This is a genomic window from Bradyrhizobium sp. T-12 (genome assembly GCF_058314695.1).
This window is the reverse complement of the sequence record NZ_CM177756.1, coordinates 2,731,134-2,751,775: the sequence shown is the minus strand read 5'-3', so window position 1 is coordinate 2,751,775 and position 20,642 is coordinate 2,731,134. Positions and strand designations below refer to the sequence as shown.

Below are 20,642 nucleotides of genomic sequence, written 5' to 3'. Positions count from 1 at the left end.
TTCGCCTGGAGTCAGACCCTCAGAGACAGCCGCAGGCGCCGCCAGCCGATGACGACGCCGGTCATGGAAAACACGAATCCGATTGCACAGAGCCCGACGATCAGGATATCGCGCAGAAGCGGATGCGCCATGAGGATCGGAAAATCCAGCGTGTGCAACGCGGCGTAGAACCAGCGATAGGCGCGCCGCGAGGCATCCAGCCTTTGCAGCACATTGCCGTCGGCGCCGTCGATATCGAACCAGAGCTCGCCGCAATGCACCCGGTAGACCGGCGCACTTGGTACGGCGGATCGTGCGGGATAATCATCATTGCCGGCCAAAACGCCTGGGATGCCGCAATCTTTGGCAAGGCGGGACGTCAAGCCCCGAACCTCGCCCGCGCTCAGGACGCCGGCTTGTCCCGCGCCGGATGTATCTTTGGTCCTGATCAATTTCTGCGAAGCCAGCGCGAGCCGATCGCGACGATAGACCTCGCCATCGAAGCCGAACCATTCGGCTTCCCAGACCGATGACGCCAGTGGCGTCCGCTCCAGCGACAGTGCCTCCGTCCAGCGGGGCACGGCGTACGCGGCGCCAGCTTCCGAGCCCGTCAGCTGTCCGCGCGAGAACAGCCGGCCATGGTCCATCGAGAGCCAGCCGCTGAAGATCCAGCTGAGCACGAACAGCGTCGCGGCAAGGCCAAGGACGTGATGCCATGCGTGCCACCCGCGATAAGGCGTTGCGGGGCGGCCATTCCTCGTCCTGATCTGCGCGATTCCGAGCGCCGCACCCAGCACGGCTGCGATCAAGGCCAACAACGACAATGTCCAGACGACGCCGTCCCACAGCGCCCAGTCGCGTCTCAGCACCGTCGGGTAGATCCAGTGCAGCACGCTGCCGGCCCAATTCCAGCCGCGCTCGCCTCGCGTCGTATCCAGGACGACCTCGCCGGTGCGCGAGGAGACATAGAGCTCCGTTCCGGCGGCATCGCCGAGGGCGATGCGAAACAACGGCCGGTGACGATCGAAGCCGTTCGGCACGGTCCATTGATCGTAATCCGCCTTCGCGAGCAAGGTTGCGTGCGCGGCATCGAGCCCGCGGTTGCGGGCGTGATCCCGCCCGATGGCGAGCGCCACATCGGAGGACACCACCTCTGCGTCGCTCCCGTCGGAGCCGCGCACGGCGCGCAGGCGCGATGGTCCCGTAATGACATAAGCGAGCCCATCGCTTCGCCGGATCAGCCTGACACGCGTGGCGTCCGTGATTCCGCTCGCGACGACGGCATCGGCAACCGCGATCCGCGCATCCGTCCGGTCCAGCGGCGCAAGACCGGCAAAGCGCTCCGCTTCCGTCAGCGACGGAAACGGAACGAAGTGCATCACGATTCCCGTCGCGAACCACATCGCGAACAGCAGGCAGAACGCGATCCCGAGCCAGCGATGCAGCAGGACGATCGCGGCCATCATGCGGTCAGCGCCCTACCATTTGAACGCCGCCGAGAGTTCATAGGTGCGCGGCGCGCCGAGCAGGATCTGATCGGGATAGAACGGATCGCCCCAGATCGCGTAGCGCTTGTCGGTGATGTTGCGGACGCGGAAGGTCAGGCGGGCCTGGTCGACAGCGCCAAATACGGTCTTGGGAATGTCGACGAAGGCGTAGACGTCGGCGACGGTGTAAGCCTTCATCGTCACCGTGTTGGCGTCGGTGTTGTAGCGGTCGCCGACATGGCGGCCGGTGATTCCGAGCTCCACCGGCCAGGGCGTGAAGAACCGATACGATGCGCCGGCATTGGCGACGATGCGCGGTACGTTCGGCGGCGTGTTGCCGGAGAACGATCCGCCGACGAAGTCGTAATCGGCATAGCGCGCATCGACATAGGCGATGTTGCCCCACAGCCGCAGCGGATCGATCGGGCGCACCGAGGCGGCAAGCTCGACGCCCTTGGACTCCTGCCGCCCGGCGATATTGAGCGCCTGCCCGCCGGCGGCGGCATAGACGTTCTTGCGCAGGATGTCGTAGGCCGAGAACGACCATTCCGCCCTGTTGTCCCAGAACAGGTGCTTGACCCCGGTCTCGTAGGTGCGCGCGGTCGTGAGATCGAGCGGCTGGGTCGGTGATAGCAAAAAGATGTTGTTGGCCGAGACGTCCGCGCCGGTGGCGTACTGGCTGAAGAAGGTCAGGCCCGGCACGGCTTCCCAGGTGTAGCCGATGCGCCCGGTCACCGGGGCCCAGTCCTTGGTGTAAGGGAAACCCGCGTTCACGAGCCCCGCGGAGTCCATCGAGTTGCGGTCGAGCCCGATATGCTCGACGCGCAGGCCGCCGATCAGCGAGAACGTCCGCGTCAGCTTCAGCCGGTCCTCGAACGACAGCGCCTCGTTGTCGATCCGGGCGGTCTGCCGCTTGGTCGTGAGCGTGCCGTAGAAGCCGCGGTTGGGATCGACGAGGGACACGGAATCGCCGGGGAAATTGGCGGCGCCCGGCCTGACGAAATCGAGATAGCTCGAGGACAACGTCGTGACCAACCGGTTGTCGAAGCCGGCGATGTCTGTGTCCCAGATCAGGTCTGTGACATTGCCGACGAGACGCTGGCTATGGGCGACGTAAAAGCGCTCGCGATCGACCAGGTTCGTTCCGGAATTGAACGCCTCAACCTCATTGTTGAACCACGTGCGCTCGGCGCCGTAGCCATAGGCCTGGCTCTTCAGGATCAGGTCGGGCGCCAGCTTCAGCTCGAAGCCACCGCGGAGCCACACCTCCTGCGCCACGTTGCGATTGTCGAGAACGTTGTAATTGGTGTTGAAGGTCCGGTCGTCGATGGTGACGGCGCCGAGGTTGGTCTTGTTGTAGTTCGAGACGTAATTGCCGGACACGATCCCGCTCGTCGCATGCGCGCCGCTGAAAGCGACCGGCACAAGCGGTGCGCCCCAATAGGCCTTGCCGCGATCCTCGCGATATTCGATCGCGCCCCAGACCTTGAGGCTGTCGGAGATGCGGTAGTTGAGCTGACCCGACACATCCAGCATCTTGGTATTGGTGTCGTCGACAAAGCCGTTGAGCGAGGAACGGCTGATGTCGAAGCGATAGTCGAGGCCCTGCACGTTGGTGCTGCCGCCCGAGCCGTAATGCGCGCGGAACGAGTTCAGCGAATCCCAGGAGAAGTCAGCCTCGTTCCGGATCGGCCCCGTATGCGGCTGCTTGGTGACGAAATTGATCGCACCGCCGGCGGCGCCCTCGCCCGAGATCAGCGAGGCCGGTCCCTTCAAGAACTCCACGGCTTCCAGATTGGCGGTGTCCATGATCCGCGAGGTCATGTTCTGCGGGCCGATCTTGATGCCGTTGTAGAGCGTGTTGATCTGACTGTTGGTGAAGCCGCGCATCGAGAAACCTGCCGGCTCCCCCGGCGCATCCCCGGAGGTGACGCCGACCGCGCCCTGCGCCACCTCGGACACGGTGCGATAGCCCTGCTCGCGCATGGTCTCGGCAGAGATCACCTCGACGGTCGCCGGCGTCTCGCGCACCGTCAGGCCGAGCCGCGAGGCGCTTTCGGCCACCGCATTGCTGTTGAGCGGTGTCGCCGCCTGCGTCTGTACGCCATCGCCAGGCACCGCAGGCTTTGGCGCTGCCGTAGCAGCGGATCTGTGCGAGGACGCGCGGCGGGCGCTTTGCCCCTCCCGGCCAGCAGGCTTCGCCTGCTTGCGGGATTGGGCCGGCGAGATTTCGACCGCCGGCAGCCGTTCGCGAGCCTGCTGCGCCATCGCGGCGGGCAGATCGGCCACTGCCAACGTGAGCGCTGCGGAGGCGATCAGGAAGCGGCGCGGTCGTAGGATGCGGATGGAAGACACGGCACAAAACCTCGGTATGACGTCAGTGGCACGTCACAGCGAACGAGGTCTCACCTTTGGCCTTGCGGCCGTCCGATGAAGCCGAATGTCTGTACTCCCCGACCGACATCTTCGCGTGTGACCACGGCTGACGGCAGGTCTCCTGGCTCGCGGGTCAGTACCTTGCGTCGCCTTCCCGGGACCGAGATGCCCAGTGGCTCGTGATGCAAGATTCGCCGCTTACAGTTGCGGGGGCAGCCGCGGCATTGGAGACAATGTCCCCGCACCGCATTCCCTTTTCATCCCCTCTCGGGGAAACCGTCGCGAGCATCTAGGATTACCATCAGGACAGAGTCAATGTATCCCGTGCGACGTTATTGCCACAGCAACCAACTTCCTTGGAGTGTTTGAGCATGGAAGGCGAGACCTTCCTCTGGCTGATCCGGCACGCGCCGGTCGACGGCATCAAAGGCACCATCCACGCCGCCGACGCACCGGCCGACCTCGGCGATCGCGCGCAATTGGAGGCGCTGCAGCGCCATCTGCCGCGGAATGCCGCCAGCTATGCCAGCCCGTCGCGGCGTACGGTCGAGACGGCGCGCGCGCTGGGTCTCGAACCGGAGCTGGTCAGCGAATTCCGCGAGCAGGATTTCGGCGACTGGACCGGCCATCGGCACGACGCGCTCGCTGCGACCGGCGACGAGACTTACGCCCAGTTCTGGAATGATCCGGCCGGCGGGCGGCCACCGGGCGGCGAAAGCTTTGCGGATCAGGTCACGCGTGTCCGGCTAGGCCTGTCGCGGATCGGGACCGGACCGGCCACGCTCGTTGTGCATTCCGGCACCATCCGCGCCGCGCTGTGCATCGCGCTGGATCTCACGCCGCAAGCCGCCTTGCGCTTCGTGATCGAGCCGCTGTCGCTGACCCGGATCGATCGCCTCGCGACCGGATGGCGCGTCGTCTCGGTCAATCAGCGGGTCAGCTAGGCCTGTCCGGCACATTGGCTTCGGCAAAGGTCGCCATGCCGTTGTGAAGTGCACAAGCGCTGCGCACCAAGGGTAGCGCGATGGCGGCGCCCGATCCCTCGCCGAGCCTGAGATCGAGGCTGATCAGCGGCTGCACGTTCAGCGCGCGCAGCACCAGCCGGTGCCCCTGCTCGGCCGATTGATGCGACGGCAGCAGGAACGGCTGACAGGACGGGTTCAGCCGCACTGCTGCGAGCGCTGCGACCGACACGATGAAGCCGTCGATCAATACGGGAATGCGGCGCTGCGCGGCCGCGATGATCGCGCCCGAGATCGCCGCGATTTCGAGACCGCCGACGGCGCACAGGATTTTTTCGGGCGACGCTCCCGCAACGCCATGATGCGCAATCGCAGCGTCGATCACCCGCGCCTTGTGCGCCCGGCCGGCGGCATCGACGCCGGTCCCGCTGCCTGCGATCTCCTCGGCGCTGATGCCGAGCAGGCTCGCGGCAATCGCCGCCGATGTGGTGGTGTTGCCGATCCCCATCTCGCCGAAGATCAGGAGATCGGGCGGATTGGCCGCCACGCGCTCCACGGCGCGCCGGCCCGCCTCGAAGGCGAACGCCAGTTCCGCAGGTGTGAGCGCGGCTTCGACGCTGAAATCGCGCGTGCCACGGCGCGGCTTGTCGGTGACGATTCCCGTCATCTCCTCCTGCGCAAGCGTGCCGGCGTCGACCACTTCCAGGCTGGAGCCAAGCTCGCGCGCCAGCACCGAGATCGCGGCACCGCCCGCGGCAAAATTCGCCATCATCGCGATGGTCACCGCTTGCGGATAGGCCGACACGCCCTGCGCGACGATGCCGTGGTCGCCGGCGAAGACGATGATCGGCACGCGCGCCGCGCGCGGCTGCTCGGTGGCCTGCAAGCCCGCGAGCTCGATCGCGAGCTGCTCGAGCCGGCCGAGCGCGCCGGTCGGCTTCGTCAGTTGCGCCTGACGCGCGATCGCCGCGTCGCGATGGACCGCGGAGATTTCGGGGCATTTGTCGGTGACCCAGTCGGGGAGCATGCTGCCTCGCTTAACGCGTCCGCTTGAGAATGTAGCTGTCCATGATCCAGCCGTGGCGCGCGCGCGCCTCCTGCCGCACGGCCACGATGCGCGGGCCGATTTCGGCGAGCGCGCCGGATAGGATGATCTGATCTTGCATGCCGAGATAGGCGCCCCAGTAAATGTGGAGGCTATCAGGATCGAGCGACTGGAACGCCGTGCCGCCGTCGAGCATCACCACCACGGTGTCGACGCCTTGCGGCCAGCCGCCTTCGCGCAGGCGCCGTCCCGTCGTGACCAGAAATGGCTCGCCGATGTCGTTGAGGGGCAGCGCATGGGCCGCGCACAGCGCCTGGATCGCGGTGATGCCGGGTACGACTTCGATTTTGGGCAAGGGATCGAGCCGCCGCGCAATGCGCAGCGAGGAATCATACAGCGAGGGATCGCCCCAGATCAGCAGCGCAACCTTGCCCTCACCCTTGAGATGATCTGCGACCGCGTGCTGCCAGGTCGCGGCAACCGCATCGTGCCAGTCGTCCACGCCCTTGCGGTAATCCGCTTCCTCTGTGTCGCGCACGGGAAGATCGAACTCGGCAATACGCGTCGTTTGATTGGTCAGAACATCCGCGCAGATCGTCCGCCTGAGATCGGCGAGATCGGACTTCGCCGTTCCCTTGCGCGGGATCAGGACGAGATCGGCGGCGTTGATGGCTTCAATGGCGGCGCGCGTGAGCTGGCCAGGATCGCCGCAACCGATGCCGATCAGGGAAAGCGTGAGCATCGCGGGCGCCGGGGGGGCGGCCATGACGGCCGCCCCTTGTCTCTTTAGGCCGCGTTGTGCAGGCGCGGGGTGACGAAGCCCGGCGCGGTGACGCCGCGCAGCGACTTCGCCAGCGCCAGCACGGCCAGATCGGCCAGCGGCTCGATCACGATGACCAGCGCGTAAGAGGCGGCGAACGTCGCGATGCTGGCGAGGTTGCTCATCGCAAAGCCCGAGCCGTAGAGCGCCCAGAACGCCACCCAGCCGATCACGCCGGCCTGATAGGTCGTCGACAGCGCCAGCGCCTGGCGATACTTCAAATCGACATAGGCGGTGTTGCGCGGGATGGTCCGTGTGGCGATCGCCTGGATCGCGAACAGCGGCACCAGGAGCGTCGTGACGTTCATGCCGTATTGCGGGATGTCGGCCGGCTCGAAGAACACGCCCTGAAGCAGCAGGCCGAACGCGAGGCCAAAGGCGGCGGGCGCCGCACCGAACAGCAGGAACAAGGTCGAGCCGAGAATGAAGTGGACCTCGGAGACGCCGACCGGGAAGTGCGGCAGGATCTCGAAGAAGACGAAGACGAGGACCGTCGTGGCCAAGGCGCGCGCGGCAAACGACGTCATGCCCTGCTCGCGTACGGTCTCGGCCGCGAGCTTCAGGGCAACGCCGCCTGCGGCGATGCCGGTTGCGTAACTCAACACGAGCTTGGCGCCCGTCACGATCCCGGGTTCGATATGCATGGCTCAGATCCTTCCTGCCGTCACACCCGACGGCCTTGGCCTCAAAACGTGCAGGGCCGGTCTCCTGGCTCGCGGTTCACTGGGTTCTCCGGCCTTCCCGGGCCTTGCGGCCCAGTGGCTGATCGGAGCCCCTCACCGCTTACAGTCGCGGGGGCGGCTGGGGTTTTGAGCGCCGCAACTTGGTCCGCCCATCCCCATTCCCGATTATGCTCCGGCGCTTTGCGCCGCGTTGAGCACCATGCCTCTCCTGTGTGCTCCTTTCGGCGCGCCTGCGTCAAGAGGCGAAGGGCGGCCGCGGCCGTCACGACGGATAATCCCCTGCCAGCGCGCCGAACAGGATCACGGCGGCGGTGGAAGCCGCGCCGCCGCGGGCAAGCTGCTCGGCAAGCTCGGCAATGGTGGTGCGGACCAGCCGCTCGTCGGAACGGCCGAGGGATTCGGCGACCAGCGCCGGCGTATCCGCGGCAAGCCCATGCGCGATCAATTTTGCGGCAAGCGCCGGAAAGGTGCGCCGGCCCATATAGACCACGGTCGTCGCTTCAGGGTCGGCCAGCGCCGCCCAATTCAGGTTCGGCGGCAGCTCGCCGGTGACGTCCGCGCCGGTGATGAACTGCACCCGGCGCGAGGTGTGGCGCCTTGTCAGGGGAATGCCGGCCTGAGCCGCGGCGGCGCAAGCCGAGGTGACGCCGGGGACGATCTCATAGCCGATGCCGGCTTCGCGCAGCGTCTCGATCTCCTCCTCGAGGCGGCCGAATATCCCGGCATCGCCGGACTTCAGCCGCACCACGCGCGCGCCCGTTACGGCATAGTCGACCAGCAGGCGGTTGACGTGATGCTGCTTGGTCGAGGGCCGCCCTGCCCGCTTACCGACCGAGACGAGATTGGCTTCGGGCCGGGCAAGATCGAGGATCGCGCCCGAGGCGAGATCGTCATAGAGCACGACGTCGGCCTCGCGCAGCCGCGCGGCGCCCTTGAGCGTGAGCAATTCGGGGTCGCCGGGTCCGGCGGAGATGAAGGAGACGAATCCGCTCACCGATCCTCCGCGATCAGATGAAAGAACGTGCCGCTGACACGGCCGCGCCGCGAGCCGGTTTCGGCGATGACTGCACCCGTCGCATCATGCACGACCGCGAGCGGCGTGTCAGGCTGGGCGAGAATGGTCGAATAGTGAAACTCGTGGCCGCGCAGGCGCGCCCCGGCGCGATATCCCGGCATCGGCGCGGCGAGCGTCGCGAGGCGATAGCCCAGATGCATGCGGCGTTTGGCAAAGCTGGTCTCGAGGCCAAGCAGGTCTGTCATCTCATGGCGGATCCCGTCCGCGTCGGTCAAAGCGGCTCCCAGCACCATATAGCCCCCGCATTCGCCATGCACGGGTCGCGTTTCGGCGAAGGCGCGCAGGCCCTCGCGAAAACGCGCATTGGACGCGATCCTGCCGGCATGAAGCTCGGGATAGCCGCCGGGCAGCCAGCACACATCGGCGCTCGCGTCAGGCGTTTCATCGGCCAGCGGCGAGAACGGCAGGATCTCGGCGCCCGCCGCGCGCCAGGCTTCCAGCATATGGGGATAGACGAAGGAGAACGCGGCATCACGCGCCAACGCAATGCGCTGGCCGGGCGGCACCACGGTCAGGCCATTTGCGGCCGGCTGCGGCGACCAGCCGGCTGCGGAGCGCAACACGGCAGCGAGATCGACATGCTCGGCGACGAAGCGCGCGGCCTCGTCGATCAGCTTGCCGATCTCGGCCTGCTCTTCGGCCTGCACCAGGCCGAGATGCCGCTTCGGCAGGCTGATCTCGGCATGGCGCGGCAGCGCGCCGAACACGGCGATGCCGGCATCTTTGAGCGCACGCCGCACCAGGTCTTCATGGCGTGGGCTGGCGACACGATTGAGCACGACGCCCGCGAGGCGCACGCCGGCGCGGTAATCGCGCAGGCCTGCGGCGATCGCCGCCGCTGTCTGCGCCTGTCCAGAGGGGTCGATCACCAGCAGCACCGGCCAGCCCAGCATCTCCGCGATGTCGGCGGTAGCACCGGTGCCGCAGACGCCGCGCGCGGCGACGCCGTCGAACAGGCCCATCGAGCCCTCGGCGAGCACGATATCGGCATCCGCGCCGCGGCTGGCGAGATGGGCGATCGTGCCGCGGTCCATCGCCCAGCTATCGACATTGACGGAGGCGCGGCCCGTCGCGGCCGCGTGGAAGGCGGGATCGATGTAGTCGGGGCCACTCTTGAAGCACTGCACGTTCAGGCCGCGATGGCGCCAGGCGCGTGCGAGCGCCAGCGTCAGCGTGGTCTTGCCGACTCCGGAGGCCGGTGCGGAGATGACAAGGCCCACCGCCATCACGACGCCTCCGGAAAGCGAGGCTCGGCGCCGACAGGTCGGTAGCGACGGTCGTAGTCGGCGGCGTAGAGGCGGCTCTCGTCAAAATCCGTAGCGCCAAGCGTCTTGCCGGCCAGGATCAGCGCAGTACGCTCCATCTCCGCGCCGACTGCTGCATCGAGCGTGCCGAGCGTCGCGCGCACGATACGCTGGTCCGGCCAGCTTGCGCGCCAGACGATCGCGACCGGACAATTTTCGCCGTAATGCGGCGTGAGCTCGGCGACGACTTGGTCGAGCAGGTGAATCGACAGATGAATCGCGAGCACCGCGCCGGTCGCGGCGAACGCGGCCAGCTTCTCGCCGTCAGGCATTGCACTGGCGCGGCCCGGCGTGCGCGTCAGGACGACCGTCTGGGCAAGCCCCGGTAGGGTCAGCTCAGCCTCGAGCGCTGCCGCAGCGGCGGAGAAGGACGGCACGCCCGGCGTGACCGAAAAGGGAATGCCCAGCGCGCGCAGGCGGCGGAGTTGCTCGCCCATCGCCGACCAGATCGAGAGATCGCCGGAATGCAGCCGTGCGACATCCTTGCCCTCGGCATGCGCCGTGGCGATCTCCGCGATGATCTCATCGAGCGACAAAGGCGCGGTGTTGACGATGCGCGCGCCGGGAGGGCAATGCGCAAGCACGCCGTCAGGGATCAGTGAGCCCGCATAGAGACAGACCGGACAGGCCGCGATCAGGTCGCGGCCGCGCAGGGTCAGCAGATCTGGCGCGCCCGGCCCGGCGCCGATGAAATGCACCGTCATGCGCCGTCTCCTTCCGCGATTGCGGCGGTTGCGGTGCGATCCTGCGAGACCGCCCGCGTCGCAATCAGCCGCGCGCGAGGGCCAGCCGCCGCGAGCGCCGCGGCTTCTGCGACCGATCCGGTCCTGAACTTCTCCATCACGAGATCCGACTGGCTTGGCGTTGCGATCCCGGCCAGCATCTCAGCCGGAACAGCCTTGATCGGCACACCGCACTCACGCGCGAGCTGCTTTAGCGGCTCCGCGTCGGCCTTGTCGCTGACAGTCGCCATCGCTGCGAGACCTTCGGGACCGCCCGCCGCCCGCAGCGCATCGCGCAGCGAGGCCAGCGTGACATCTCTCCTGAACCCGAAGCCAGCCACTTTCATCGGGTCACACTCCACTGCACCACCGGCCGTGCAGCTTCCCAGGAACGATAGCGGCCGAGCGGCGCGGAATGCGCGATCTCGACCCGCATCAGCTGACCGCCATGGCCCTGCTCTAGCTCGCCGAGCAGCGCTTCGGTTTCCAACGTGATCGAATGTGCAACGAGCCGCGTTCCAGGCGCGAGGCGCGACCAGACGGCATCGAACATCGCACGATCGAGGCCGCCACCAATGAAGACCGCATCCGGCGCTTCCAGTGTAGCGAGCGCTTCGGGCGCTTTCCCCGTGACGACGCTGATCCGGTGCGCCAGCCCGAACGCGGCTGCATTCTTGCTGATGTTCGCGACGCGATCCTCACGCGCCTCGATGGCGGTTGCCGTCCCGCCGCACAGTGCCCACTCGACCGAGATCGACCCCGATCCCGCGCCGATATCCCACAGCCCTTCGCCCGGACGCGGCGCCAGCGCCGAGAGCGCGAGCGCGCGCACAGGGCGCTTGGTGATCTGGCCGTCGTGGGCGAACAGATCGTCCGGTAACCCTGAGCTGCGGGGAATGCCTTGCGTGCCCCTCGCCCACAAGGCCACCGCGACCAGATTTGAGGTCACCTCCTCGGCAAAGAGGTCGACGCGATGCTGGTCGGTATATTCCTGTGGCCCGCCAAGCGCCTCGAGTGTCCACATCAGCGAGGCACCCCATCCGCGATCGGTCAGCCATTTCGCGAGAGCATCAACCGCCGTTGCATCACGCATCAGGCAGATGATGCGCGCGTCTCGCGCCAGATGCGGTACGAGACGCTCGAACGGCGCGGCATGGAGGCCAATGCATATCGTGGTCTCCAGCCGCCAGCCTAAGCGCGCAGCCGCGAGCGAAAACGTCGACGGTCCCGGATGCGCGATCCACTCGTCGCTACCGAGTCTCTCGGCGAGAACAGCGCCTGCGCCATGCCAGAACGGATCGCCAGAGGCGAGCACCGCCGTCGGCCGATCGCGGCAGCTCAGCACGACACCGGCATCGAATGGCACTGGCCACGCACGGCCGCGACTGCCCACACCGGCGAGCGCGAGGTGCCGTTCCCCGCCAAAGACGGTTTCGGCATCGGCAAGCGCCTTTCGGCTTGCTTCCGACAGCCCGGCAAGGCCATCTTCGCCGATACCGATGATGGTCAGCCAGGGATCAGCCATGATGCGCGCCCTCATACTGGGCGGGACGGCCGATGCGAGCTCGCTCGCAGCCGAGGTCGCGCGCGCGCGCATCGATGCCGTCTATTCGTACGCCGGTCGCACTCACGTGCCGGCCGATCAGCCGCTGCCGACCCGCATCGGCGGTTTCGGCGGCGTCAGCGGGCTTGCGGGTTACATCCGCGACGAGCGCATCACGCATGTGATCGACGCGACGCATCCATTCGCAGCCGAGATGAGCCGCAACGCGGTCGAAGCTTGCGCGGACACCGGGACATCGCTGCTCGCGCTGGAGCGCGCGCCCTGGGGCAGCATGTCCGGCGACAATTGGATCGAGGTTGCAGATATCAGTGCCGCCGCCGCCGCGCTGCCGGAGGCGCCCGCGAACGTGTTCCTCGCCATCGGCCGCCAGCATATCACGCCGTTCGCGATGAAGCCGCAGCATGCCTACACGCTGCGCTTCGTCGATCCGCAGGAGGCGGCCCTGCCCTTCGCCGCTGACGTGATCGTGTCGCGCGGGCCGTTCACGCTTCACAGCGAGCTCGAGATGCTGCGCGCCCGCGAGATCGCGTGGATCGTCGCCCGCAATTCCGGCGGCGACGGCGCGCGTGCCAAGGTCGACGCGGCCCGCATGCTCGGCCTTCCCGTGGTCATGATCTCGCGGCCGACGCTGCCCGAGCGCCGACGGGTCGAGAGCGTCGCTGAGGTGATGGAGTGGCTCGGTCATTCGACCCGCCTCGGTGCATAGACCCAGCGGCCGACACGGCGCGTCTGCGAATTGCCGACGATCACCAGCGTGCGCATGTCGGCCATCTCCGGCGCCGCTTCGTTCAGCGTCACGGTCACGATCTTCTCGTCGGCCGCGCTGACCGCGCGCGCAAAGATGACGAAGCGCTCGCCGCAGCCGGCGTCCTTCAGCACCGCGAGCGCGCGGCCAAAGCCCTCGGGCCGGCTCGCCGATCGCGGATTGTACATCGCAATCGAAAAATCGGCTTCCGCTGCGAGGCGCAGACGCCTCTCGATGATCGTCCAGGGCTTGAGATTATCCGAGAGGTTGATCGCGCAGAAATCATGGCCGAGCGGCGCGCCGGCACGCGCAGCCGCCGCCAGCATGGCGGTGATCCCGGGCAGCACGCGGATCGGCAGCGCCTGATATTGCGGCGCCTGCTCCAGCGCCTCGAACACGGCCGAGGCCATCGCGAACACGCCGGGATCGCCGGATGACACGACGACGACCTGCCGGCCTTCTGCGGCGAGCCGCAAAGCCTCGCCGGCGCGCTGCAGCTCCTCGCGATTGTCGGAGGGATGCAGCTTCAGCCCAGCACGCGGCGGCACGCGCGCGACATAGGGCGCGTAGCCGAGAATGTCGGTCGCGGTGGCAAGCGCGGCCGTGACCTCGGGCGTCACCAGGGCATCGCTGCCCGGCCCGAGGCCCGCGATGGTCAGCGTGCCCGTCATTCGGCGGCTTCCAGATGCCGGCCCTTGCCGTGCACCAGCACGATCGCAAAATAGGGACAGTCGGCGGCATCGATCTCCGCGAGCCGCGCCACACGCTCGCCCGGCATGGTGCCGCGCTCGACCAGCCAGGCGTCGTCCAGCCGGCCGGCAGATGCGAGCGCGCGGCGCACTTTCGCAAGATTACGGCCGGTCTTCATCACGACGAGCGCATCGGAATCCCGCATGCGGCGCTCGAGCTCACCTTCGGGAAGCGTGCCCATCAGCACGGTCGTCACATCATCGCCAAGCGCGATCGGCTGGCCGACGCCGTTCCAGCAGCCGACCATGCCGGGAATGCCGGCGATCACCTCGATCTCGACACGCCCTTGCAGGCGCGTGTGCAGATGCATGAAGGAGCCGTAGAAGTAAGGATCGCCCTCGCAGAGCACAACGACGTCGACCGCACGCGAAAGCCGCGCCAGACGCTCCGCCCATTCGTCGTAGAAACCGGCGAGCAGCTGGACGTATTCCGCACTGTCGAAGGCGATCTCCGTCGTGACAGGGTATTCCATGGGGTATTCGGTGACGTCAGTCGCGAGCATGCCCTCGACGATGCGCCGCGCCTGGCCCGGCCTGCCCTTCTTGCGAAAGTATGCGACGTGCTTCGCAGCCCGCACCGTGCGGTCTGAGCGCACGCTCATCAGATCGGGATCACCGGGGCCGAGACCGCAGCAGATGATGCGTCCCATCGCTATTCGCTCCGGCTCGCCAGCGCGTTGACGGCCGCGACCGTGATCGCCGAGCCGCCGAGGCGGCCTTCGACGGTCAGCGCCGGCGCCGGCGGAGCGGCCATCAACGCCGCCTTGGACTCGGCTGCACCGACGAAGCCGACCGGACAGCCGATGATCGCCGCCGGCCGCGGGCAGTCTGTATCCTCCAGCATGTTGAGCAGATGAAACAGCGCCGTCGGCGCATTGCCGATCGCGACGATCGCGCCGTCCAGATGCGGCCGCCACAGTTCGAGTGCCGCGGCCGAGCGGGTATTGCGCATGGATTGCGCGAGCGCGGGCACGGTCTCATCGCCGAGCGTGCAGATGACGGCATTGGCCGCGGGAAGCCTTGCACGCGTGATCCCTTCCGAAACCATGCGTGCGTCGCACAGAATCGGCGCGCCTCTTTGCAAAGCGGCGCGAGCGATCGTCGCCATGCCCGGCGTGAAGCGGATATGGGCCTCCAGGCCGACCATGCCGGCGGCGTGGATCATCCGCACCACGACCTGCTCCTCGGCCGGCGTGAAGCGGGCAAGATCGGCCTCAGTCCGAATGGTGGCGAAGGACTGCCGGTAGATCGCCGCGCCATCGGTCTCGTAAATGTGCGGCATCAGTTCCCTCCGACGAGGATCGAGGGATCGCTGACGATGTCGGCGCCGTTCAACCCGCGCAGGACCGGCTCATCGCGGATCGAACCGTTGCGGACGAGATCGAAGCCGGCGCGCGTCGCAACCAGCGTGACGGCGGCCGTGCCGGAATGGGCGCAGCCCTTGCCGCAGCCGGAGACGTGCAGCCGCGCGTCGGCGGCGATGCGCGGCGCGAGCGCCGCGGCCAGCGCGCGGGTATCGGCATGGGCTTCGCGGCAGCGCGGCGCACCGCTGCAGGCGATGACGCGCAGCGCGGGATCAAAGGGCTCGGTGATGAGGCCCGGCGCGCTCGGCATCTCGCGCTTGCCTTCGCTGAGCACCATTCGCCAGGGCGTCATGCGTAGCGCATGGCCACAACCGGCGAACTGATGCAGCGTCGTGTGCAGCAGCTGCCCGAACGCGACGCCGACCATCGCGCCTTGCGGATAGTGCCCGGGCCGCGACGCCGCCATCACGGGCGCAGGCTCCGTCTCGCCGCGCAGCGATGGCGGCAACGCCGCGCCGGAGGCGATGTGGGCTGCCATCCGGCCGCGCCCGTCCTTCGCGCCGCCGGAGACCAGGAACCAGCTTGCGAGCGCCAGCGCCGTGCTCACGGCCTCGCCGCGCGCGACGGAGCGGCCGAGCCGCGCGCCGTCGGCCCGCACCAGAAGGCGGCCCGCGCGATCGCGCTCGATGCGGATGTCGGCGGAATCGCCGGCGAGCACCCGCGACCGTCCGTCATCGATGGCGAAGCCGAACTTGGTGGGAAGCGCGAGGCCGCGATCGGCCAGCGCCTCCTCCAGCCCAGCGGCGAGCGACTGGGTTTCGTCACCGCCGCTCCAGAACGGAGTCACCAGAATATTGCGTCGGGCTTCGATCTCGGCGTCGGGGTCGAGCAGCGCGAGTTGCGAAAGGCCGTCGAGCAGCGGCCGGTGGCTTTGCTCGCTGACGCCGCGGATCTGGAGATTGGCGCGGCTCGTCACATCGATCAGGCCGTTGCCGTGTTGCCCGGCGAGTTCGGCAAGCCCGATGATCTGTGGCGCTTCAAGCCGCCCACCGAACGGCCGCACCCGCACCACGAGCCCGTCGCCCGACAGCATCGGGCGCAGCGCGCCGGGACACCAGCCCTTGACCGCAGACGCGCTCATGATGCCTCCCGCAGCGCCGCCGCGATCGAGTTGCGGCGCGTTTGCCACAGCGCCGCATCGTGCAGGCGCGCAAAACAGGTTTCCATCGCGGCAAGCGCCGCAGGATTCTCGCGCGCCATGAAGGCACGGACGTCGTCATGGCCAAGCGTCGCGTCGTAATAGAGATCGAACAGATGCGGCGGCACGGCGCCGGCAAGATGCGCGAAGGCGGCCATATGCTCCAGCGTTGCGGTGATCTCCGCGGCCCCGCGAAAGCCGTGACGCATCATGCCGGCGATCCAGGCCGGATTGGCGGCGCGCGCCCGGACGACGCGCGATATCTCTTCCGTCAGCGTGCGCGCGTGCGGCTGTTCGGGACGCGTCGTGTCGAGGTGATAGAGCGATGGCGCTGCCGCGCCGAGATGCACGGCTGCCGCCGCAACCCCGGCTTCATGCGCGGCGTAATCGGCGGCAAGCAGCAGGTCGGTTTCCGGCAGATCCTGAACATGGACAAAGGCGTCGGCGGCCGCGAGGCGCTGCTCGATGCCGGCGCGGTCATGCTGCATCTCGCCATCCGCCGAGAACGCCCATGACGAGGCCGACAGCCAGGCTTCGCCCGCGGCATCCCGCGTCTCCGGCGTGAAGGCATCGGGGACCGCCGAGAGGCCGACGCCATATTGTCCGGGCCGCGGCGCGAACACGCGCGAGGTGCGATGGCGATACGGATTTTCCTCGCCCTCATCGTCGCGGCCTGCAAGCGTTTCGGAAGCGGCCTCGAACAATTGCGCGAGACCGGAGAAGACGTCGCGGAACAGGCCCGAGACGCGCAACGTGACATCGATGCGCGGGCGGCCGAGCTCGGCCGGCGCGATGATGTCGTAGCCGGTGACGCGGCCGGAGGCGTGATCCCAGCGCGGCGCGAGCCCGGCCAGATGCAGCGCCATGGCAAACTCCTCGCCCGCAGTGCGCATCGTCGCCGAGCCCCAGAGATCGACGACGAGGCCTTTCGGCCAGTCGCCGTGATCCTGCAAATGGCGCCGCAGCAGCTCCTCGGCGAGTTTGATCCCCTGCGCATGCGCCGACGGCGTCGGCACGGCGCGCGGGTCGACCGCAAAGAGATTGCGCCCGGTCGGCAGCACGTCGGCGCGGCCGCGATAGGGCGAGCCCGACGGCCCCGGCGCGACACGCTGCCCTGCAAGGGCGGCACGTAGCGCATCGCGCTCCGCCTCGCCACAGGCGCCGCGGCCGAACACGTGCAGACCGTCGCCGAACTGACTTTCCTTGAGATCGCAGACGAAGCGATCGATCCGCGGAATGGCTTCGGCCGGCGCGGCCGAGGCATCGAGGCCGAGATCGTCTTCGAGGCCCGCCGCACGCGCCTCGTCGCGGATCGCCGCGATCAGCCGCTGGCGGCGCGCGGGGTCGAGACCGTCGGCGGTCGAATATTCGTCGAGAAGACGTTCGAGCCGGCGCAAACCTTCCGGCACGGCCGATGTTTCCAGCGGCGGCGGGAGATGGCCGATGGTGACGGCACCGATGCGCCGCTTGGCCTGTGCAGCCTCGCCGGGATCGTTGACGATGAAGGGGTAGATGATCGGGAGATCGCCGATCAGCGCCTCAGGCCAGCACGCAGACGACAGCGCGACGGATTTTCCAGGCAGCCATTCCAGCGTGCCATGCGCGCCCATATGCACGACGGCATCACAGCCCTGCTGCCGAAGCCAGAGATAGAACGCGACATAGGCATGGCGCGGCGTGCGGGCGAGATCGTGATAGTCGGTATCACGCGCGGCGGCATCGCCACGCTCCGGCTGGACCGCGATGACCGACCGACCGCGTGGGATTGCGGCGAAATGGAATGCGCCATCGCGACAGCCTGGATCGTTCTCCGGCGCGCCCCAGGCCTGCGCGAGATCGTCCTGCAAGGATTGCGGCAGGCCCGAGAGCGCCGTGCGGTAGTCGGCAACGCTCCACGTCAAATTTCGCGTCAGCAGCGTCTCACCGAGAGCTCGAACCGGCGCGACATCAAAGCCAGCCTCGGCGAGATCGGACATCAGGGCCTCGACCGAAGCCAGCGCATCGAGTCCGACCGCGTGCGCGATCTGATGCGGCCGCCCCGGATAGTTCGAGAGCACGATCGCCAGCCGCTTCTCGGCGGTTGTCCTTTCCGCGAGGCGCCGCCACGCCGCAACGCGCGTGGCGACGGCTTTCACGCGCTCGTCATCGGGCCTGTGCGCCAGATGCGAGAACTGCAAATCCGGATCACGGTCGGCGGCGGATTTGAAGCTCACCACGCCCGCGAACAGCCGGCCGTCGACCTCGGGCAGCACCACATGCATCGCGAGATCGCCGGGCGACAGGCCGCGCAACGAGGTCGCCCAGTCCTCGCGTCGCGCCGTGGACAGCGCGACCTGGAACACGGGGCACGATGCGGCGTCGAACGGCGTCGTGCCGTCGTCGCCGATGGCGGAGAACGCCGTTGCGTTGACGATCGCCGCCGGAGGCTTCGTCGCAAGATACGCGCGCAACCAGTCCGCGACACCCGGAGCCTTCAGCGAGGTGACGAACGCGCCGAACGCGTCAAAACCATTCTCGCGCAGCGCCGCGATCAGCGCATCGACCGGGCCGGTGTCGGCGGCCGTGAGATAGGAGCGATAGAAGGTCACCAGCGCGAGGGGCTTCCCCTCGCCGCCCGCCGGCGCAGCAATGACACCGCGCGCGGGATCGTAGAATCCCATCTCGGGCACGGTCATGTCGCCGACAACAGGCCCGGCATAAAGTCCCGAGGCCAGTGCCAGTTGCGCGATCGCCGCCTGCGCCGCGACCGGGCCGCCGGTATCGCAGAGCACCTTGAGGCGGCGCAGCGTCGAGACCGGCAAGGTCGAATAGGCATCAAGCCTGACGTCGTCGCGGCCATCGGCCGGCAGCACGGCGAGCACGATGCCGCGATCCTTCGCCAGTTGCTGAAGGGCGGCGAGGCCGTATGGCCAATAGGATTCGCCGCCGATCAGCCGCACCAGAATGCCGCGCGCCTGCGACAAGGTGCGCTCGACATAGGTGTCGACCGACAGCGGATGACGCAGCTCGGCGAGGTTGGCGAGCCGCAGCGACGGCAGGCTGCCCCGGCCACGGCGCCAGCCGGCTGCGAAGGCAGCAAGGTCGGAATCCGAATACGAGAGCACCACGAGATCGGCCGGGTCCTGGCCGATGTCTCTTGGCGTCGCGGTCTCCTCGAGACCGCGGCTCTCGCGGAAGACGACGTGCATCAGATACCTAATCCCAACCTGATCGCGGCCTCGTCGATATCGCCATGCTCGCCGATCACGACGAGCTTTGATTGCCGGAGATCTGCGCCCCAGGGCTTGTCGAACTGGTGGCGCACGCGCTCGCCGACCGCCTGCAGCAACAGGCGCATCGGCTTGCCCGCCACCGCGATATAGCCCTTGGCGCGCAGCACATTCTGCTCGCGCGCCAGCTTCTGCACCGAGGCGACCAGCGCGTCGATGTCGGCGACCTCAGGGAGATCGATCACGACGGAGGCAAAATCATCGTGCTCGTGCTCCTCCTCGCCGTCGTGATGCGAGGGACGTGCGGCGAGATCGTTCTCGGCGGCAGCGCCGAGGCCGAGGATCAAGCGGGCGTCGATCGCGCCGTCAGTGACGGGCAGCATCGGCACGCGGCGCGGCATCTCGGCGGTGATCACAGCCCTGGCGGCTTCGATCCCGGCGGCGCCCGCAAGGTCGGCCTTGGTCAGCAGCACGATGTCGGCGCAGGCGATCTGGTCCTCGAACACTTCCGACAACGGCGTCTCGTGGTCGAGATTTTCGTCCGCCGCGCGCTGCGCTTCGACCGCATCAGGATCGGGCGCGAAGCGGCCGGCCGCGACGGCCTCGGCATCGGCCAGCGCGATCACGCCGTCGACCGTGATGCGCGAGCGGATCTCGGGCCAGTCGAACGCCTTCAAGAGTGGCTTCGGCAACGCCAGGCCCGAGGTCTCGATCAGGATGTGATCGGGCCGCACGGGGCGCGCCAAGAGCTGCTCCATGGTCGGAATGAAATCATCGGCGACGGTGCAGCAGATGCAGCCATTGGCGAGCTCGACGATGTTCTCTTCGGGGCAATTGGCGTCGGCGCAGGACTTCAGGATCTCGCCGTCGACGCCCTCGCTGCCGAACTCGTTGACGAGCACCGCGAGCTTCTTGCCATTGGGATTCGCGAGCAGATGCTGGATCAGCGTCGTCTTGCCGGAGCCGAGGAAACCGGTGACCACCGTCACAGGGACTTTTGCGAGCGAGCTCATTCGGCGGCCTCCGGCACGACGGCAACAGGGGGAATGCGGGCAAGCGACTGCTTGCGGAAGATTTCGGGCCGGCTGCGCCAGGGCACGAGGCCATCGGGCGCGGCCGCGTAGGCCGCCGCGCCCGCGACCACGTCCTGCGCATTCGCATCCGACAGGCGGCCATAGACATAGGACCAGCGGCCGGGCGCGCTGAGCGCGACCGAGCAGCCCTGGCTGCATGCAGAGAGGCATTCGACGGGAACCACATTGACGCCGTCAGGCACGCCAGCCTCGAGGATCGCACCATGCAGGCGCTTGCCGGGCGTCGTCTCGCCCTCGCCGAGCGTCTCGCCGGCACGGCAGGTGATGCAGACATGAAGTGTGACGGTCATCGCCTCTTCCAGATATCAGCGGGAGGCGATGAGGCA

General features: G+C 67.8%; 19 protein-coding genes and 2 riboswitches. Of the genes, 2 read left to right on the top strand and 17 right to left on the bottom strand.

What is annotated here, in order from left to right:
* Positions 1-11: 11 nt before the first annotated feature.
* On the bottom strand, positions 12-1,445 hold the full coding sequence (locus tag AC0WRY_RS12820; protein ID WP_194407324.1) for a PepSY domain-containing protein: 1,434 nt from the start codon (positions 1,443-1,445) through the stop codon (positions 12-14).
* A 12-nt stretch (positions 1,446-1,457) separates the two neighbouring features.
* The gene (locus AC0WRY_RS12815; protein WP_194407323.1) at positions 1,458-3,821 is read right to left on the bottom strand and encodes a TonB-dependent receptor; all 2,364 of its coding nucleotides are present in this window, start codon (positions 3,819-3,821) and stop codon (positions 1,458-1,460) included.
* A 115-nt stretch (positions 3,822-3,936) separates the two neighbouring features.
* Positions 3,937-4,138: riboswitch (cobalamin riboswitch) on the bottom strand.
* A gap of 75 nt (positions 4,139-4,213) precedes the next feature.
* On the opposite strand from AC0WRY_RS12815, the gene AC0WRY_RS12810 reads away from it, so the two are divergent.
* Positions 4,214-4,786, top strand: coding sequence for a histidine phosphatase family protein (locus AC0WRY_RS12810; protein WP_194407322.1), 573 nt, complete (start codon positions 4,214-4,216; stop codon positions 4,784-4,786).
* On the opposite strand, the gene cobT is transcribed toward AC0WRY_RS12810, so the two are convergent.
* The 8 genes from cobT to cbiE all read right to left on the bottom strand — a co-directional run bounded on the left by cobT (position 4,779) and on the right by cbiE (position 11,978).
* Positions 4,779-5,831, bottom strand: coding sequence for a nicotinate-nucleotide--dimethylbenzimidazole phosphoribosyltransferase (cobT, locus tag AC0WRY_RS12805; RefSeq protein WP_194407321.1), 1,053 nt, complete (start codon positions 5,829-5,831; stop codon positions 4,779-4,781). The two genes, AC0WRY_RS12810 and cobT, sit on opposite strands and share 8 nt — an antisense overlap.
* 10 nt (positions 5,832-5,841) lie before the next feature.
* Positions 5,842-6,591, bottom strand: coding sequence for a precorrin-6A synthase (deacetylating) (gene cobF, locus AC0WRY_RS12800; protein ID WP_194408247.1), 750 nt, complete (start codon positions 6,589-6,591; stop codon positions 5,842-5,844).
* A gap of 44 nt (positions 6,592-6,635) precedes the next feature.
* On the bottom strand, positions 6,636-7,313 hold the full coding sequence (locus AC0WRY_RS12795) for an energy-coupling factor ABC transporter permease (RefSeq protein ID WP_194407320.1): 678 nt from the start codon (positions 7,311-7,313) through the stop codon (positions 6,636-6,638).
* Between the two features lie 37 nt (positions 7,314-7,350).
* Positions 7,351-7,569: riboswitch (cobalamin riboswitch) on the bottom strand.
* A 45-nt stretch (positions 7,570-7,614) separates the two neighbouring features.
* The gene (cobA, locus tag AC0WRY_RS12790; RefSeq protein WP_194407319.1) at positions 7,615-8,346 is read right to left on the bottom strand and encodes a uroporphyrinogen-III C-methyltransferase; all 732 of its coding nucleotides are present in this window, start codon (positions 8,344-8,346) and stop codon (positions 7,615-7,617) included.
* A complete protein-coding gene (locus tag AC0WRY_RS12785; protein ID WP_194407318.1) occupies positions 8,343-9,653 on the bottom strand; it encodes a cobyrinic acid a,c-diamide synthase CobB in 1,311 nt (436 codons plus the stop codon). The genes cobA and AC0WRY_RS12785 overlap by 4 nt, the downstream gene beginning before the upstream one ends.
* Positions 9,653-10,435 carry a precorrin-4 C(11)-methyltransferase gene (cobM, locus tag AC0WRY_RS12780; RefSeq protein ID WP_194407317.1) on the bottom strand — a complete coding sequence of 261 codons (783 nt, stop codon included), beginning with the start codon at positions 10,433-10,435 and terminating at the stop codon, positions 9,653-9,655. The genes AC0WRY_RS12785 and cobM overlap by 1 nt, the downstream gene beginning before the upstream one ends.
* Entirely contained in the window at positions 10,432-10,800 is a 369-nt protein-coding gene (locus AC0WRY_RS12775) for a cobalamin biosynthesis protein (protein ID WP_194407316.1), read from the bottom strand. The genes cobM and AC0WRY_RS12775 overlap by 4 nt, the downstream gene beginning before the upstream one ends.
* Positions 10,797-11,978, bottom strand: a complete 1,182-nt coding sequence (cbiE, locus tag AC0WRY_RS12770) for a precorrin-6y C5,15-methyltransferase (decarboxylating) subunit CbiE (RefSeq protein WP_194407315.1) — start codon at positions 11,976-11,978, stop codon at positions 10,797-10,799. Before cbiE ends, AC0WRY_RS12775 begins: the two co-directional genes overlap by 4 nt.
* On the opposite strand from cbiE, the gene AC0WRY_RS12765 reads away from it, so the two are divergent.
* On the top strand, positions 11,977-12,723 hold the full coding sequence (locus tag AC0WRY_RS12765; RefSeq protein ID WP_194407314.1) for a cobalt-precorrin-6A reductase: 747 nt from the start codon (positions 11,977-11,979) through the stop codon (positions 12,721-12,723). The two genes, cbiE and AC0WRY_RS12765, sit on opposite strands and share 2 nt — an antisense overlap.
* Here the strand turns inward: AC0WRY_RS12765 and cobJ are convergent.
* The 7 genes from cobJ to AC0WRY_RS12730 are packed head-to-tail and all read right to left on the bottom strand — an operon-like array spanning position 12,699 to position 20,606.
* A complete protein-coding gene (cobJ, locus tag AC0WRY_RS12760; protein ID WP_194407313.1) occupies positions 12,699-13,433 on the bottom strand; it encodes a precorrin-3B C(17)-methyltransferase in 735 nt (244 codons plus the stop codon). The two genes, AC0WRY_RS12765 and cobJ, sit on opposite strands and share 25 nt — an antisense overlap.
* Positions 13,430-14,161, bottom strand: a complete 732-nt coding sequence (locus AC0WRY_RS12755; RefSeq protein ID WP_194407312.1) for a precorrin-2 C(20)-methyltransferase — start codon at positions 14,159-14,161, stop codon at positions 13,430-13,432. Before AC0WRY_RS12755 ends, cobJ begins: the two co-directional genes overlap by 4 nt.
* Positions 14,162-14,163: 2 nt before the next feature.
* The gene (locus tag AC0WRY_RS12750; RefSeq protein ID WP_194407311.1) at positions 14,164-14,793 is read right to left on the bottom strand and encodes a precorrin-8X methylmutase; all 630 of its coding nucleotides are present in this window, start codon (positions 14,791-14,793) and stop codon (positions 14,164-14,166) included.
* Positions 14,793-15,956 carry a precorrin-3B synthase gene (cobG, locus tag AC0WRY_RS12745; protein ID WP_194407310.1) on the bottom strand — a complete coding sequence of 388 codons (1,164 nt, stop codon included), beginning with the start codon at positions 15,954-15,956 and terminating at the stop codon, positions 14,793-14,795. The genes AC0WRY_RS12750 and cobG overlap by 1 nt, the downstream gene beginning before the upstream one ends.
* Positions 15,953-19,201 carry a cobaltochelatase subunit CobN gene (gene cobN / locus AC0WRY_RS12740; protein WP_491123179.1) on the bottom strand — a complete coding sequence of 1,083 codons (3,249 nt, stop codon included), beginning with the start codon at positions 19,199-19,201 and terminating at the stop codon, positions 15,953-15,955. The genes cobG and cobN overlap by 4 nt, the downstream gene beginning before the upstream one ends.
* Positions 19,201-20,235 (bottom strand): cobalamin biosynthesis protein CobW, encoded by a 1,035-nt coding sequence (gene cobW / locus AC0WRY_RS12735; protein WP_194407308.1) that lies wholly within the window; start codon positions 20,233-20,235, stop codon positions 19,201-19,203. The genes cobN and cobW overlap by 1 nt, the downstream gene beginning before the upstream one ends.
* Positions 20,232-20,606 carry a DUF1636 family protein gene (locus AC0WRY_RS12730; RefSeq protein ID WP_194407307.1) on the bottom strand — a complete coding sequence of 125 codons (375 nt, stop codon included), beginning with the start codon at positions 20,604-20,606 and terminating at the stop codon, positions 20,232-20,234. Before AC0WRY_RS12730 ends, cobW begins: the two co-directional genes overlap by 4 nt.
* Positions 20,607-20,642 lie beyond the last annotated feature (36 nt).